At 65.4% G+C, this 14939-nt stretch carries 12 protein-coding genes and 1 riboswitch; of the genes, 6 read left to right on the top strand and 6 right to left on the bottom strand.

What is annotated here, in order from left to right; genetic code table 11:
* Positions 1–68 precede the first annotated feature (68 nt).
* The 3 genes from F7R26_RS08215 (at position 69) to F7R26_RS08205 (ending at position 3576) form a co-directional block, all read left to right on the top strand.
* Complete coding sequence (locus F7R26_RS08215) at positions 69–1328, top strand: hydantoinase/carbamoylase family amidase (protein ID WP_150985813.1); 1260 nt, start codon at positions 69–71, stop codon at positions 1326–1328.
* A gap of 56 nt (positions 1329–1384) precedes the next feature.
* Positions 1385–2077, top strand: coding sequence for an orotate phosphoribosyltransferase (locus F7R26_RS08210; protein ID WP_150985812.1), 693 nt, complete (start codon positions 1385–1387; stop codon positions 2075–2077).
* A gap of 95 nt (positions 2078–2172) precedes the next feature.
* A complete protein-coding gene (locus tag F7R26_RS08205; protein WP_150985811.1) occupies positions 2173–3576 on the top strand; it encodes an MATE family efflux transporter in 1404 nt (467 codons plus the stop codon).
* A 68-nt stretch (positions 3577–3644) separates the two neighbouring features.
* Here the strand turns inward: F7R26_RS08205 and F7R26_RS08200 are convergent, their stop codons facing one another.
* Positions 3645–4676, bottom strand: a complete 1032-nt coding sequence (locus tag F7R26_RS08200) for an NAD(P)H-quinone oxidoreductase (RefSeq protein ID WP_170301858.1) — start codon at positions 4674–4676, stop codon at positions 3645–3647.
* A gap of 151 nt (positions 4677–4827) precedes the next feature.
* Between F7R26_RS08200 and F7R26_RS08195 the strand changes: the two genes are divergently transcribed.
* From F7R26_RS08195 to F7R26_RS08185, 3 genes are all read left to right on the top strand, one after another.
* Entirely contained in the window at positions 4828–5712 is an 885-nt protein-coding gene (locus tag F7R26_RS08195) for a LysR family transcriptional regulator (protein ID WP_150985919.1), read from the top strand.
* Between the two features lie 64 nt (positions 5713–5776).
* The gene (locus F7R26_RS08190) at positions 5777–6274 is read left to right on the top strand and encodes a VOC family protein (RefSeq protein WP_150985809.1); all 498 of its coding nucleotides are present in this window, start codon (positions 5777–5779) and stop codon (positions 6272–6274) included.
* Between the two features lie 70 nt (positions 6275–6344).
* Positions 6345–6428: riboswitch (ZMP/ZTP riboswitch) on the top strand.
* Positions 6429–6448: 20 nt separating this feature from the next.
* On the top strand, positions 6449–7081 hold the full coding sequence (locus tag F7R26_RS08185; RefSeq protein ID WP_150985808.1) for a LysE family translocator: 633 nt from the start codon (positions 6449–6451) through the stop codon (positions 7079–7081).
* 236 nt (positions 7082–7317) lie between these two features.
* On the opposite strand, the gene F7R26_RS08180 is transcribed toward F7R26_RS08185, so the two are convergent.
* The 5 genes from F7R26_RS08180 to F7R26_RS08160 all read right to left on the bottom strand — a co-directional run bounded on the left by F7R26_RS08180 (position 7318) and on the right by F7R26_RS08160 (position 14917).
* Complete coding sequence (locus F7R26_RS08180; protein ID WP_150985807.1) at positions 7318–9693, bottom strand: DNA polymerase II; 2376 nt, start codon at positions 9691–9693, stop codon at positions 7318–7320.
* Positions 9694–9768: 75 nt separating this feature from the next.
* The gene (locus F7R26_RS41420; protein ID WP_150985806.1) at positions 9769–11343 is read right to left on the bottom strand and encodes a methyl-accepting chemotaxis protein; all 1575 of its coding nucleotides are present in this window, start codon (positions 11341–11343) and stop codon (positions 9769–9771) included.
* A gap of 370 nt (positions 11344–11713) precedes the next feature.
* Entirely contained in the window at positions 11714–12568 is an 855-nt protein-coding gene (locus F7R26_RS08170) for an SDR family NAD(P)-dependent oxidoreductase (RefSeq protein ID WP_150985805.1), read from the bottom strand.
* A 1-nt stretch (position 12569) separates the two neighbouring features.
* Positions 12570–13367 (bottom strand): citryl-CoA lyase, encoded by a 798-nt coding sequence (locus F7R26_RS08165; RefSeq protein WP_150985804.1) that lies wholly within the window; start codon positions 13365–13367, stop codon positions 12570–12572.
* On the bottom strand, positions 13364–14917 hold the full coding sequence (locus F7R26_RS08160) for a class I adenylate-forming enzyme family protein (RefSeq protein ID WP_150985803.1): 1554 nt from the start codon (positions 14915–14917) through the stop codon (positions 13364–13366). Before F7R26_RS08160 ends, F7R26_RS08165 begins: the two co-directional genes overlap by 4 nt.
* Positions 14918–14939 lie beyond the last annotated feature (22 nt).

The following is a 14939-nucleotide window of genomic DNA, read 5'->3' as shown; positions in this document are numbered from 1 at the left end:
CTCGGCAAAAAGCCACTCGCGCCAGCGCATGCCGCTGGCGCGTCACTGCAACGATCCACAAACGTGTCATGGAAATTCTGGAACTCAAGCCGGTCGCCGAACAGCTCTTCGAGGACATACGCGAACTGTCGTCCGATGGCGTTGGCGTGACCCGCGACAGCTACGGCGCGGGCGAGACCGCGGCGGCCGCCTACCTGCGGGACTTCGCGCTGCGCCACGGCCTGGACGCGCAGGCCGACCGCGCCGCCAATCTCGTCTTCCGCCTGCCGCAAGCCGACGCGGGCGCGGGCGCGGCTGCGACGTGGGTCGGCTCCCACCTGGACTCCGTCCCGCAAGGCGGCAACTTCGACGGGCTGGCGGGAATCGTCGCTGGCCTGCTCTGCCAGCTCCGGCAAAAGCGCACCGGCCGGCACTCGCGCGTGCCGCTGCAGGTGGTGGGCTTCCGGGGCGAGGAAAGTGCCTGGTTCGGCAAGGCGTACATGGGTTCGGGCGCGCTGCTGGGCAAGCTCAGCGCCGACGACCTGGCGCTGGCGCACCGGCATTCCGGCGCGTCGCTGGCGGCCTGCATGGCAGCTGCCGGCGCCGACGTCGAGGCGATCCGCGCGCAGGCGCCGCTGCTGGACAAAGCCAAGGTCCATGCCTACCTGGAACTGCATATCGAGCAAGGCCCGGTGATGGTCGCGCGCGGCTTGCCGGTGGCGGTGGTGCCCGGCATCCGCGGCAATGTGCGGCACAACCGGATCCAGTGCATCGGCGAGGCCGGCCACTCCGGCGCGGTGCCACGGTGGCTGCGCAAGGACGCCATGTTTGCCGTGGCCGAGCTGATCACGCGGCTGGACGAGCACTGGCGCGTACTGCTGGAGCGCGGCATCGACCTGGTCGTCACCACCGGCGTGGTCAGCACCTGCCCGCAGGCGCATGCGATCTCCCGCATCCCCGGCATGGTGAACTTCAGCTTCGAGGCGCGCAGCAAGAGCGTGGAAACGCTGGAAGGCTTCTATCAACTGCTGCGCACGGAATGCAAGGCCATCTCGCGCGACCGCGGCGTGCGGTTCGAGTTCGACCGCCGCATCGAATCGGCCCCGGCCACCATGGACGGCAGGGTCTGTGAACTGCTCACGCAGGCATGCCGGCAACGTGACCTCCCGGTTGAGCAAGTGCCAAGCGGCGCCGGGCACGACGCATCGTTGTTTGCCAACGCCGGCATCCCCACCGGCATGCTCTTCGTGCGCAACGAACACGGCTCGCACAACCCGGACGAGGCCATGGACATCGATGATTTCCTGCTTGGCGTGCAGGTGCTGGACGACACCATCACGAGCCTCTGAGCCGCGGCCGAGCACAAACACTGAAGCACTGAAGCACTGAAGCATTGGAGCCCCGCATGTCTCAACTACGCCCTCAACCCGACCTGTCATTGTCGGTAGGCCAGGCCCTGCTGGATGCCGGCTGCGTGAAATTCCGCACGGACGAGCCGTTCCGGCTGCCCTCCGGCTGGGCCAGTCCGGTCTATATCGACTGTCGCCGGCTGATCTCGTTTCCCCTGCTGCGCAAGGCGCTGATCCAGCGCGGCTTGACCCTGCTGCGGGAACGCAACCGGCTCGGCGGCATCGATGCCGTGGTCGGCGCCGAATCGAGCGGCATCGCATTCGGCGCCTGGATGGCCGATGCCCTGGCGCTCCCGCTGCTCTATGTGCGCAAGGAAGCCAAGGGGCTGGGGCCCGCCTCGCAGATCGAGGGGGCCGTCAACGCCGGCGACCGCGTGCTGCTGGTGGACGACATGATGGCCGCCGCGCGCTCCAAGCGGATCTTCTGCGAGGCGCTGGCGGCAGCCGGCGCCGTGGTGACGGATATCTTCGTGGTGTTTGACTACGGCACGTTCCCCACCGAAAGCACCCTCGCCCCCTGGCAGGCCAAGATCCACTCCCTCGCGAACTGGCAGGACATCCTGCAAGCCGCGCGTGGCAGCGGCAACGTGGACAGCCGCGGCATTGACGAACTGCAGCGTTTCCTGGCCGACCCGGCCCGATGGTCGCGGGACCACGGCGGCATCGGGGCGGGCGAGACGCAACGCTAACAAGGTCGCCCGCGTCTGATCCCTGGCGAGGCAGCGGTGCTGTGGATCGACCATAATGACGCTCGATCCCAAACACCCAGCTGTAGCTGCACAACGTGCCAGACGCCGACAGTCCCCTCTCATCCGCTTCATCCGCTTCATCCGCGTCACCCGCCAGCGCCAGCGTTTCCAGCGCGCCGCCGGCCCTCCCCGCTTCGCACTGGCACCGCCGCGTGCTGGCGCTGGCATTCCCGATCATCCTGGCCAACCTGACCCAGCCGATCCTGGGTGCGGTCGATACCGCGGTTGCCGGCCACCTGCCGGACCCGGCCTACCTGGGCGGCGTAGCCGCCGGGGGCCTGTTCTTCAGCTTTGTGTTCTGGGGCTTCGGGTTCCTGCGCATGGGTACCACCGGGCTCGTTGCGCAAGCCTACGGCGCCCAGGACGGCGCGGCATTGCGCGCCACGCTGGTACGCGCCCTGATGCTGGCCACCGTCATCGGGCTCGGTGTGCTGGCCGTACAGATGCCCTTGATCCACGGCGCGCTTGGCCTGATCGGCGGCAGCGACACACTCCAGCACCACGCGCGGGTCTACAGCCATGCGCGGATCTGGGCGGCGCCGTTCGCCTTGTGCAATTACGTGGTGCTCGGCTACCTGCTGGGCTGCCAGCACGTGCGGCTCGGCCTGCTCATCCAGCTCTTCATCAACGCGGTGAACATTGCCGCGGTGCTGCTCTACGTCTATGTGTTCGACTGGGGCATCGCGGGGATCGGCGCCGCCACGGCCACCGCCGATGCATGCGGCTTCGTGCTGGGCGCCGCCCTGCTCTGGCGGCTGCGCCCACACGGCTTGGCGCCCCTGCGCTGGGCGGTGGTCGCCGATGCGCACGAACTGAAACGGCTGGTCGCCCTCAACCGCGACATCTTCATCCGCACGCTGTGCCTGGTGGCCAGCTTCGGCTGGTTCGCCCATGCGGGCGCCCGGCAAGGCGACGTGATCCTGGCGGCCAACGCGCTGCTGCTCAACTTCCAGACCTTCATGGCGTATGCGCTCGATGGCTTCGCGCATGCGGCCGAGGCGCTGGTGGGCGCCGCCATCGGCACCCGGGACCGGCACGCCTTCCGCCGCGCGGTCCGGGTCACGATGATCTGGGGTGCGGTGGGCGCGCTGTGCTTCTCCCTGGTATATGCCGGCGCCGGAGAATGGATCATCGCCTGCCTGACCGACCAGCGCACGGTCCACGACGCAGCGGTGCGCTACCTGCCGTGGGCGGTCGCCCTGCCGCTGGTTTCCGTGTGGGGCTTCCTGCTCGATGGCGTGTTTATCGGTGCCACCAGCACGCGCGACCTGATGCACTCGATGGCCTTGTCGTTCGCGGCGTTCATGGTGGCGGCGCTGACGCTGGCCGGCCCGTTCGGCAACGATGGCCTATGGGCGGCGCTGCTGCTGTTCATGGCCGCGCGCGGGGCCACGCTGGCGCGGGTGTTCCCGCGCATCGAGGCCAGCCGCCTGGCCTGATGTCGAACTTCAGGACTTCGGTGCCCGGCATCCTGCCTCGGTGTGGCTGCCGGCAGTTTGATCCATGTTCAGCCAATGAGATCGGCGCCTGTCGTAAGGACAATCTTTCCAAAGTGTGCGCCGGAATCGATCAGTTCGTGAGCGCCGCGAGCGTCGGCAAGCGCAAAGGTCTTGTAGACAACCGGCTTGATCTTGCCGCTCTCGATGTGCGGCCAGACCTGCCGCTCTAGTTCATGGATGATGGCCGCCTTGTCCGCGGACGTGCGCGATCGCAATGTCGAGCCCATATGCGTCAGACGTTTCGTCAACATCGGCACGATGTTGAGATCCTTCGCCGGCCCCTTGATCACGCCCACCTGGAGGATCCGTCCGTCCATGGCTGCGGCGTCATAGTTTCTAGCCACGTAGTCGCCGGCAATGATGTCGAGGATCACGTCGACCCCTCTTCCATCGGTAAACCGCTTCGCCGCGGCGACGAAATCTTCCTCGCGGTAATCTATTGCGAGGTCTGCGCCTAGCGCCAGGCTGGCCTCCCGGTGCGCCTGCGAGCCAACTGTCGTGACGATTTTCGCAGCGCCGAATGCCTTCGCCAGCATGGTCGCCGTGGTACCGATACCTGACGCGCCGCCATGGATCAACACCGATTCGCCGGCAACCAGCTTGCCGCGCTGGAACAGGTTCAGCCATACCGTCATCAACGTTTCGGGCATGGCCCCGGCTTCCACCAACGTCAGGCCTTTGGGGATATGCATCGTGTTGCAGGCGTGCGCGACCGCATATTCTGCGTAACCACCACCGGGAATCAATGCACACACCAGTTCGCCGATCCGGAATTGCGATACGTCGGAGCCAACGGCAACCACCTGACCTGCCACTTCCAGCCCCGGAATGTCGGAAGCACCGGGGGGCGGATCATAGAGCCCTTTGCGCTGGAAAACATCGGGACCGTTCACGGCAGCTGCGTGGATGCGGACCAGAACCTGATCGGCGGCCGGCATCGGCACCGCGCGCGTAGCCGGCACCAGGACCTCAGGACCGCCGGGCTGTTTGATCTCAATGGCTGTCATGGACGACGGCACACGATAAGCTGAAGCAGACATGGATATCACTCTTTCTAAAGATGAGGCTCGATGGATCCGGGCGGATCATTGAACGAGGAACTCTTGCGTTCAGTCTAGGCCTCGACGCTGATGAATATGTGCAGCATTATTCATGGTGACAGATGCAAATTTGCATCAGGAGGGCGGCACGATGAACTGGGATGACGCGCGAGTGTTTCTCGCGGTGGAGCGCGAAAAGACGCTCCGTGGCGCGGCCAGGACGCTCAACCTTGATCAGGCGACGGTCGGCAGACGGATCGCGGCGCTAGAACACGCCCTACGTGCAACGCTCTTCCTGCGCACCTCTGACGGTTACGCGTTGACCGCCGCAGGCGAGGCCGCGCTGAGATCGGCGGAGAAAATGGAACACGCCGCACACGAACTCGTCAGACGAACTCAAGGCACGGATACACGGCTTGCGGGGGACGTAAGAGTCACCAGCACCGACTTGATCGCGCTCCAATTCCTGCTTCCCGCCATCGAACGCCTGCATGCTGCGCATCCCGAAGTGCGCGTCCTGCTGGATACGTCGACGCGCATGCTAAACCTGGCCAGGCGCGAAGCGGATATCGCAGTCCGGTCGGTCAGGCCGGAAAATCCCGATCTTGTCGCACGGCGCCTGGCTCGCTGGCCCATGGGACTCTTTGCATCGCGTGCTTATCTCGAGCAGCACGGCAAGCCCGCCGCTGGCTCCGCCTTCGCGGGCCACGATCTTGTCGTCTATCAAGGAAACTGGACCGGGAATCGATCACCGACGCTTGCTGGCGAACCGATACACGCGGGGCGCATCGTATCGACCTTCAATTCCAGCCTCATGCTGCGCACCGCGGTAAAGGCCGGACTCGGCATCGGTGAACTTCCGATACATCTGGCTGAACACGACGGCCTCGTGCAGATATGGCCGGAACCCGCACGTGGGGCGGTCTACGAAATCTGGCTCGTCACGCATCAAGACCTTCGGCATACCGCGCGCATCACGGCAATGATTGACGGCATCGTCTCGGCGTTCGAAGATCACGCAACCCACACAAGATAGTCACGCACGACGTCACTGCGGCTGCTGCGCGGATGCAGGTGGCCAACTTATCAGGAGATGCGAAATGACCAGCAAGAACACGATCTGCCTGTGGTACGAAGGTGGCGCCGTTGACGCCGCGAACTTCTATGCGCAGACGTTCCCCGACAGCGCAGTCGGCGCCGTCCACCGCGCACCGGGCGACTATCCTGGCGGCAAGCAGGGCGATGTCCTGACGGTTGAATTCACCGTCGCCGGCATCCCCTGCCTTGGCCTGAACGGCGGCCCGTATTTCAAGCACAACGAGGCATTCTCTTTTCAAATCGCGACGGACGACCAGGCCGAAACCGACCGCTTATGGAACGCAATCATCGGCAATGGCGGCCAGGAAAGCGCATGCGGCTGGTGCAAGGACCGCTGGGGCTTGTCATGGCAGATCACCCCGCGCGCCCTCACCGCGGCAATATCCGACCCTGATCCTGCTGTGGCCAGGCGCGCGTTTGACGCGATGATGACCATGAAAAAGATCGACATCGCCGCGATAGAAGCAGCACGGCTGGGCCAAAACCTATCCGCAAGCTGAAGGAGCGTATCCCCCGCGTTGCCAATGATTCTTCCCGTGGCCTAAAGCATTTTCTCCTGTGCTATGATTTCTGCACTCATGTGACTGGCGCATACAGATAGGGCACTATCGGGGAGCGTGAGGTTGCTAGCCGCCGCGCGCCTGGGCATTACCTACTATCCTTGGAGATGGGTTATGCCTGATTTTGCACACTTGCTGATGTTCGCTCTTGTGGCCTTGGGAATGGTTTTAACGCCGGGGCCGAACATGATTTATCTGATTTCCCGCTCCATTTGCCAAGGCAGACGCGCAGGCCTCATTTCATTGGGCGGCGTTGCTCTGGGCTTTGTGTTCTACATGCTGTGCGCGGCATTCGGAATTACGGCTTTCGTATTTGCGGTACCTTACGCATACGACACGCTTCGCATTGGCGGCGCTTTGTACCTTCTCTATCTTGCCTGGCAAGCGGTCAAACCGGGCGGACGGTCCGCGTTTGCAGTGCGCGACCTGCCGGTCGATACCCCAAGGAAGCTCTTCAGCATGGGGTTTATCACCAACCTGGCGAATCCAAAAATCGCCGTCATGTATCTGTCTCTGCTGCCCCAATTCATTACGGAAGGACATGGCAGTGTTCTTACCCAGTCGCTGGCGCTCGGCGGCGTTCAGATTTCGATCAGCCTCGCTGTGAATGCACTGATCATCGTGACGGCCGGATCGATCTCCACCTTCCTGTCAGGACGCCCGCAGTGGCTATTGGTGCAGCGTTGGCTGATGGGAAGCGTTCTGACAGGTCTGGCGGTGCGGATGGCATACGAATCCAAGAAATAGCAGCACCTTGCCAATACGCCGGCGCGACACCTCGCAGAGATAGCGGCGCCTGCTTCCACGGCAGTCCACACTGCCGTGGAAGCGACCGGACATGGGCACGCGGTCCTAATGTAAAAGCAAAAGAAACTGCGTGACTATGCCGTCTATGCCGTCGACGCCAATTCCTGCATCCCTTGAAGCTCGCGAACCTCTAACGTTGACTCAGCGCTGGATAAACGCCAACGCCTGAGCCCCCGTCAAAACAAGGCCTTCTGCCCCGTCACCAGCGTCTCGAACGCATCGCCCAGGAAGGGCAGGATGGCGTCGGCCACCGGCTGCAGCTGGCGCGTGAGATAGTGGTCGTAGTCGATGGGCGAGCGCCGGGTTTCCAGCGGCTCGGGGCCGGCCACTGTCATCACATAGCTGATCCAGCCGCCGTCCTGGTATTGCAGCGGACGCCCTTCCTTGCGGTTGAACTCGTCCGCGATGCGTGCCGCGCGCACGTGCGGCGGCACGTTGCGCTGATAGTCTTCGAGCGTGCGGCGCAAGCGTTTGCGGTAGACCAGTTGCGCGTCGAACTCGCCGCTCATGGTGCGGCGGACGTAGTCCTGCACGTATTCCCTGTACGGCTGCTTCTTGAACACGCGTTGATAAAGCGCTTGCTGGAACTGCTGGGCCAGCGGCGTCCAGTCCGTGCGTACCGTCTCCAGGCCCTTGTAGACCATCTCCTCACTGCCGTCCGCCCTGGCGACCAGCCCCGCGTAGCGCTTCTTGCTGCCCTGCTCTGCGCCGCGCACGGTGGGCATCAGGAAGCGGCGGTAGTGGGTCTCGTACTGCAGCTCCAGCGCGCTGTCCAGGCCGTACTCTTGTTGCAGATGCTGCCGCCACCACTGGTTCACCTGCTGGACAAGCATGCGGCCAATCCTGTCGGCGTCTTCCTCGGCATGCGGCTGCTTCAGCCAGACAAAGGTCGAATCGGTATCGCCATAGATCACCTGGTAGCCCTGCGCCTCGATCAGCTCGCGCGTGCGGTGCATGATCTCGTGGCCGCGCATGGTGATCGACGACGCCAGGCGCGGGTCGAAAAAGCGGCAGACGCTGGACCCTAGCACCCCGTAGAACGCATTCATGATGATCTTCAGGGCCTGCGACAAGGGCTTGTTGCCTTCGCGCTTGGCCGCTTCCCGGCCTTGCCAGATCTGCTTGACGATGGCCGGCAGGCAATGCCGGGTGCGCGAGAAGCGCGCGCCGCGAAATCCCGGCACCGAGCTTTCGTCGGACGGATCCCGCAGCCCCTCCACCAGCCCGAGCGGATCGATCAGGAAGGTGCGGATGATGGACGGGTACAGGCTCTTGTAGTCCAGCACCAGTACCGAATCGTACAACCCGGGCTGCGAATCCATGACAAAGCCGCCGGGGCTGGCACCCTCCGGCACCTCGCCCAGGTTCGGGGCGACATAGCCCTGGCGATGCATCAGCGGCATGTACAGGTGGGTGAAGGCGGCCACGCTGCCGCCGCTGCGGTCCGCGGGCAAGCCGGTGACAGCGGCCCGCTCCAGCAAGAAGGTCAGCAACTCGGTCTTGGCGAAGATCCGGGTCACCAGCTCGCAGTCCTTGAGGTTGTAGCGGGCCAGCGCGGGCTTGTCCTCGGCAAAGCGGCGGTCGATCTCCGCCATCCGCTGATACGGGTTATCGATGGACTTGCCCTCGCCTAGCAGCGCCTGCGCCACGTTCTCCAGGCTGAAGGACGGGAAGTTCCAGGTAGCGGAGCGCAGCGCTTCGATACCATCGATGATCAGGCGACCGGCGGCGCAGGCAAAGAAATGGTTGTCCTTGAAGCCGTGCTCGCGCCACTCCAGCACATTGCCTCCCCGGCCGAACAGCAGCGGGACCTGATAGCGATCCGCATGCTTTTGCAGCACGCGCAGGTCGAACTGCACCACGTTCCAGCCGATGATGGCATCGGGATCGTGCTGGGCAAGCCATTGGTTCAGCTTTTGCAGCATCAGCGGGTGGCTGGCGCAGTACTCCAGGTCAAAGTCGACCGCACTGTCGTCGCCGTTGGGCGGGCCGAGCATATACACCTGGCGCTGGCCGCAGCCTTCGAGCGCGATCGAGTACAGGTCACCGTGGGCGGTGGTCTCGATGTCCAGCGACACCAGCTTCAGCGTTGGCCGATAGGCTGGCCCTGGCTTCATCTGGCTGTTGAGCAGGGGACCCCCGCCGTGGGCCACGTTGGCCTCGCCGGCAAACCAGACAGGCGCGGTGATGAAGCGCTCCATCAGGTAGCGCTCCGGGGGGCGGATGTCGGCCTCGTAGACGCTGACGCCGGCTTCCTTCAGCAGTTTTTCCAGCTTGGTGAGCTGGCGGTAATGCTGGCAGTACAGGCCCAGCACCGGGCGGCGATGGAAATCCGCGAGCGGGAGTTCGCGCAACGCCACATTGCGCTCGCAGCGCAAGACCGCCTCGGCGGTCTCGCGCTGCTCAGCCGGGATAAATGCCACCGAGGGCTGATGCGCCAGGCGGATATGCCGGGGGCCACTGTCGGTCGCCAGCCAGAACTCGACTTCTGTCCCGGCGGCCGTATCCCGCCAGTGCCGAGTCAGAAGAAAACCCTGTTGTCGTTGTGCCACCTGCCGCCTTTGAAAACCCACCCTGGCCGGCTATTTTACTGGTCCTTGGCCAATCAGGCCCCGTTCAGCCCCCGCTCAGGCCGCGGTCAGGCCGGATGGCGCGCCATGCCCGCCACGCTCCTGATGGAGCTTGAACACGGCCACCGCCTGCACCAGTTGCCGTGCCCGCGCATGCAGGCTTTCCGCCGCTGCCGAGCTTTGCTCCACCAGCGCGGCGTTCTGCTGGGTGGCCTGGTCCATCTGGCTCATGGCGGTTTCGATCTGCGCCACGCCCGCGCTCTGCTCCGTGCTGGCTGCGCTGATCTCGCCCATGATGTCGGTCACGCGCTTGATCGCCGTCACGATCTCCGTCATGGTCGCGCCGGCATGATCCACCATGGCCGTGCCCTGCTCCACGCGCTCCACGCTGGCAGTGATCAGCGTCTTGATCTCCTTGGCCGCCTCGGCGCTGCGCTGCGCGAGGTTGCGCACCTCGCCCGCCACCACGGCAAAGCCCCGCCCCTGCTCACCGGCGCGCGCGGCCTCCACGGCGGCGTTCAGCGCCAGGATGTTGGTCTGGAACGCGATGCTGTCGATCACGCCGATGATGTCGGCGATCTTGCGCGAGCTATCGTTGATCTCCTTCATGGTGCCCACCACCTGCCCGACCACGTCGCCGCCCTTGCGCGCCACCGTGGTGGCGCCAATGGCGAACTGATTGGCCTGCAGCGCGTTGTCGGCGTTCTGCCTGACCGTGGAGCTGAGCTCCTCCATCGAGGCCGCGGTCTGCTCCAGCGCGCTGGCCTGTTCCTCGGTACGGCCGGACAGGTCGCGGTTGCCATCGGCAATCTGCTGACTTGCGCTGGCAACGCCCTCGGCGTTCTCACGCACGTGGGCGATCACGCGCACCAGGTTGGCCTGCATGTCCTTCAGCGCGCGCATCAGCCTGGCGGTTTCACTATTGCCGCTGGCATCGAACTGCAGGCTCAGGTCGCCCGCGGCCACGGCCGCCGACACCCGCACGGCCTGATTGATTGGCCGGGTAATGGCGCGGATGATCCATGTGGCCATGCAAACGGCGACCAGCAGCGCGACGGCACCCGAAGCCCAGATCGTGGTCTTCATGCGCTCGACGGCGTCGATGGCCTCGCTCGTGGATTCTTCCATGCGATTGTCCTGATGCTGGATCAGGCCTTCCACGGCGGCGAAATAGGCCAGCTGGCCCGGGCGCAGCTCGCCCAGCAGCATGTTCCTGGCCTCGTCGGCATTGCCTGCCGCCACCAGCCCAAGGAACTTGTCCTGCAATGCACCGTACGCACCGCGCGCCGCGTTCACCTTGGCCAGCTCGGCCCGCCCCTTGTCAGAGACGATCTTGGCCTCTAGCCGGGCCCATTGGGCGGCAATGGTCTTTTGCGTGGCGGCGGTCTGCTCACGTTCCTTCTCGATATCCGCCGCCACCGTCATGATCACCATATTGCGCAGCGAGCGCGCGACCTGGTTCAGGTTTCCCTTGATCTCATTGAGTTCGGCGATTTTCCTGTAGTAATCGCTCAAGACGGTGTGCAATGCACCTTCCACCATATGAATCTTGATGATCGATGTGCCGCCCATGAAGGCGATCAACAGAACCAGAATGCCGAATCCGGCAGTAAGGCGGGTCGATATTTTCATGTCACTGAAACGCATGTTTGTCCGTCGTCCTGGAAAAAGAAAGGAGGATTGCAAGAGGTCATCGGCCAGAGCCATCCCGGATAGGCAAGCGAGAGACCGGCAGGCGGGTGCGTGGCAACGCCGCCTGCACGGATGCCTGACTTTCGCTTGTCGTGGCAACCGATCGAGCGTCGGCTTCGGGAGGAAGACATCGGCTCGTGCCGGCAAGGAATGCCGGCATTCTTCATGCCGATGACTACATATCGGCAAGCTTGAGTGGCTCTTTAGTCCCTCGCGCAATGGCATAGCGCGAATATCCGCGCTGCGGACATGGCTAGCCGGTCATCCCTTCTTTTAAGCAACTACTGCACACGGGGCGACGGATTGCGTGTCACACGAATTTCCCGGTGATGCCGCCATCCACCACCAGCTCCGTGCCGGTGACATAGGCCGCCGCATCGGAGGCGAGGAAGGCGCAGGCGTGGGCCACGTCCCATGCGCTGCCCATGCGGCCCATCGGCACTTGCGCGGCGCGCGCACGGCGCGCCTCGTCCAGGCTGGTGCCGGAGAACATCTTTGCCACCGTGGTGGCGATGCGCGGCGTGTCGATCAGCCCCGGCACCACGGTGTTGGCGCGCACACCATGTGGCGCGTATTGCTGCGCCAGCATGCGCGTGAACTGCGTCACGGCGGCCTTGGTCACGCTGTAGGCCAGGTGCGGGTAGCCCACGTAGCGCATGCCCGCCACCGACGAGATGGCGATGATGGCGCCGCGCCCGCGCGCCACCATGTCGGGCAGCACCTGCTGGCTGGCCAGCAGCAGGCTGCGCACGTTGACGGCGTGGATGCGGTCCAGGTCGTCCGCGGTGGTTTCCATCGGGCCACCGGTCTTGCCAATGCCCACGTTGTGATGCAGCACGTCCACCATGCCGAAGCGCTCGCGCGCTGCGGCAAAGAGCCGCACCACTTCGGCCTCCACGGACACATCGCCCGTGAAGGTTTCGGCGATGCCGCCTTCGGCCCGGATCAGCGCCGTGGTTTCCCCGGCCGAGGCCGCGTCGCGGTCCACCACGCAGACCTGCGCGCCCAGGCGCGCGTAGGTCACGCTGGCCGCGCGGCCGATGCTCCAGCCCGGCCCCGCGGAGCCTGCGCCGGCGACAAACACCGTGCGGCCCGAAAGATCGAGCGGCAACGCGGGCGGGCGAGCCGCCGCCGCGCTGTCGCCAGCGTTCGATGGCTTGGTCATGTCACGCCCCCTCCCCCGGCTGCTGCCCACCTTCGCCCACATAGGGGATCGCGTGCTCGATGGTGTCCCAGATAAAGCGGCCCGAGGGGCTTTGCTGCTCCTCCACGATATGCGCCACCAGCCCGGCGGCGCGCGAAATCACGGCAAAGCCGCGCATCACGGCCGTGGGCACGCCCAGCTCACCCAGCAAGGCAGCCACGGCGCCGGTGGCGTTGATGGTAATGGGACGGCCGGCCACGGCATCCACCGCGCTGGACAGGCGCTCCAGCGCGCGGATCTTGTCGCCGGCCAGGTCGGGCTCGGCGCGGCCCATTTCCAGCAGCTTGTAGGCGCGCGGGTCCACCGGCTTGTGCAGGTGATGGCCAAAGCCGGGCACATGGCTCTTGATGGACTTGTAGTGGCGTGCGATCGCCATGGCCTCGGCATCGGGATCGGCGGCCGCGCCGATGCGGTCGAGCAGCTGCGCGCAGTTCTCCATGGTGCCCACGAAGGAGCTGCCCACGGCCAGCAGGCCAGCGGATACGGCGCCCTGCAGGTTTTCGGGCGCGCTCATGTAGATCAGCCGCGTGGCGATGGCGCTGGGCGTGAGGCCGTGCTCCATCAGCACGATCAGCACCACGTCGGTGATGCGCAGGTCCACCGGGCGCGGCGCACGGCCCAGGATCTGCATGAGCATGACCTCGGTGAAGGTCTTCTTGCCCATCAGGTCCTCGACCAGGTCCGCGTCGCGGTAATGCAGGCTGGTAAGGGTATGGGTGCAAAGGCGGGTGACGGGCGTGGAGGAAGCGGAGGAAGTCATGATGGGTTCGCAGTGGATTCGTTGGCAGGGGTCGGGGCCGATGGGGCCGAAGGGGCGATGGCGCGTTCGCGCACCGCGGTCTTGAGCACCTTGCCCACGGCGGAGCGCGGCAGGCTCGCATGGAAGTGGATACGCTTGGGCGTTTGCACGGGGCCCAGGCGCTCGCGCACAAAGGCAATCAGTTCGCCTTCGGTGGCATGCTGGCCGGGGCGCAACTGCACGGCGGCCTGCACCGCCTCGCCCCATTTTTCGTCGGGCACGCCGAACACCGTGCATTCATGCACCGCCGGGTGCTGGCCCAGCGCGTTCTCCACGTCCACCGGATAGACGTTGAAGCCGCCGGTGATGACCATGTCCTTGAGCCGGTCCTTGAGGTACAGGTAGCCGCGCTCGTCGATCAGGCCGCGGTCACCCGTGTGCAGCCAGCCGTCCACCAGCGTCTCGGCGGATTTCTCCGGCAGGCGCCAGTAGCCGCTCATCACCAGGTCGCCGCGCGCCACCACCTCGCCGACCTCGCCCGGGGGCAGCAGGCGGCCGTCCGGGGACATGATGGCCACGTCGCTGAACCAGGTGGGCAGGCCCACGGCGGCCCAGTTGCGCTCGTCCTCGAAATCCGCGGGGCGCATCACGGTCAGGCTCTGCGGCGCCTCGGTCTGCCCGTAGGTGGTGCCCAGCACGGGGCCAAAAAAAGCGCGCACCTCGCGGATCTTCTCGGGCGGCATGGGCGCGCCGCCGTAGATCAGGCGGCGCAGGCAGGGGAAGTCCGCGCGCGCGGCGCCGGGCAGCGCCATCAGCATGTAGACCAGCGTTGGCGGCATGAAGCACACGGTGCCGCCGCGCTCGCGAAACGCCGTGCGCACCGCCTCGGCGCCGGCCTCGGCCAGCACCACGTGGCAGCCGCCTTGCGCCAGGATGGGCAACAGGTAGGTGGACGTGCCATGCGTGATCGGCGCGGCCACGATATAGCGTTCTTGCTCATCAAAGCCCCAGGCGTGGATCTGGTTGGCGACGTTGGTCATCCAGGCGCGGTACGGCTGCATCACGCCCTTGGGCAAGCCGGTGGTGCCGCCGGTGAACTTGATCGCCTGCGTGGCATCCTCCGGCAGCGCAAAGGCCGGGCGCGATGCGCCGGCATGCTGCGCGATCAACGCGGCCACCGACACCTCCCCGGGCGGCGGCGAGCCACTATAGATGCGCGCGCCGGCCGCGCCCTCCAGCAGGCCGGCGCAGGCCGTATCGAGCACCAGGATGGAGGGCTCGGTGGCATCGATGATGCGGCGGATCTCCGGCTGGGTGCTCTTGGGGTTCAGCGGCACCCAGACCTTGCCGCAGGCCAGCACCGCCAGGAGCGCGACGATGTGCTCGGCGCTGTTCTTCGCGCAAATGCCCACGCGGCTCTGCAGGGTGTTGTCGAGCGCATTGAGCGCCGTGGCCAGCGCGGCCACCTGGGCGGCCAGCGCGTCGTAGCGGATCGCGCCTTCGGGGGCGTCGATCGCAATGTTGCCAGGCCAGCGCGCCGCGGCACGCCAGAAGAAATCGATCGGGTACATGGTAGGCAACGCTCCTTGTTTC

It is taken from the genome of Cupriavidus basilensis, from assembly GCF_008801925.2.
Taxonomy (GTDB): Bacteria; Pseudomonadota; Gammaproteobacteria; order Burkholderiales; family Burkholderiaceae; genus Cupriavidus; species Cupriavidus basilensis.
Note: the sequence above shows the minus strand (reverse complement) of the source record. Positions and strands in the feature narration are given on the sequence as shown.

Excerpts from the sequence above, each read along its gene's own strand:
- F7R26_RS08215 (WP_150985813.1), top strand. The coding sequence starts at position 69 with ATGGAAATTCTGGAACTCAAGCCGGTCGCCGAACAGCTCTTCGAGGAC.
- F7R26_RS08210 (WP_150985812.1), top strand. The coding sequence starts at position 1,385 with ATGTCTCAACTACGCCCTCAACCCGACCTGTCATTGTCGGTAGGCCAG.
- F7R26_RS08200 (WP_170301858.1), bottom strand. The coding sequence starts at position 4,676 with ATGTCTGCTTCAGCTTATCGTGTGCCGTCGTCCATGACAGCCATTGAG.
- F7R26_RS08195 (WP_150985919.1), top strand. The coding sequence starts at position 4,828 with ATGAACTGGGATGACGCGCGAGTGTTTCTCGCGGTGGAGCGCGAAAAG.
- F7R26_RS08190 (WP_150985809.1), top strand. The coding sequence starts at position 5,777 with ATGACCAGCAAGAACACGATCTGCCTGTGGTACGAAGGTGGCGCCGTT.
- F7R26_RS08185 (WP_150985808.1), top strand. The coding sequence starts at position 6,449 with ATGCCTGATTTTGCACACTTGCTGATGTTCGCTCTTGTGGCCTTGGGA.
- F7R26_RS41420 (WP_150985806.1), bottom strand. The coding sequence starts at position 11,343 with ATGAAAATATCGACCCGCCTTACTGCCGGATTCGGCATTCTGGTTCTG.
- F7R26_RS08170 (WP_150985805.1), bottom strand. The coding sequence starts at position 12,568 with ATGACCAAGCCATCGAACGCTGGCGACAGCGCGGCGGCGGCTCGCCCG.
- F7R26_RS08165 (WP_150985804.1), bottom strand. The coding sequence starts at position 13,367 with ATGACTTCCTCCGCTTCCTCCACGCCCGTCACCCGCCTTTGCACCCAT.
- F7R26_RS08160 (WP_150985803.1), bottom strand. The coding sequence starts at position 14,917 with ATGTACCCGATCGATTTCTTCTGGCGTGCCGCGGCGCGCTGGCCTGGC.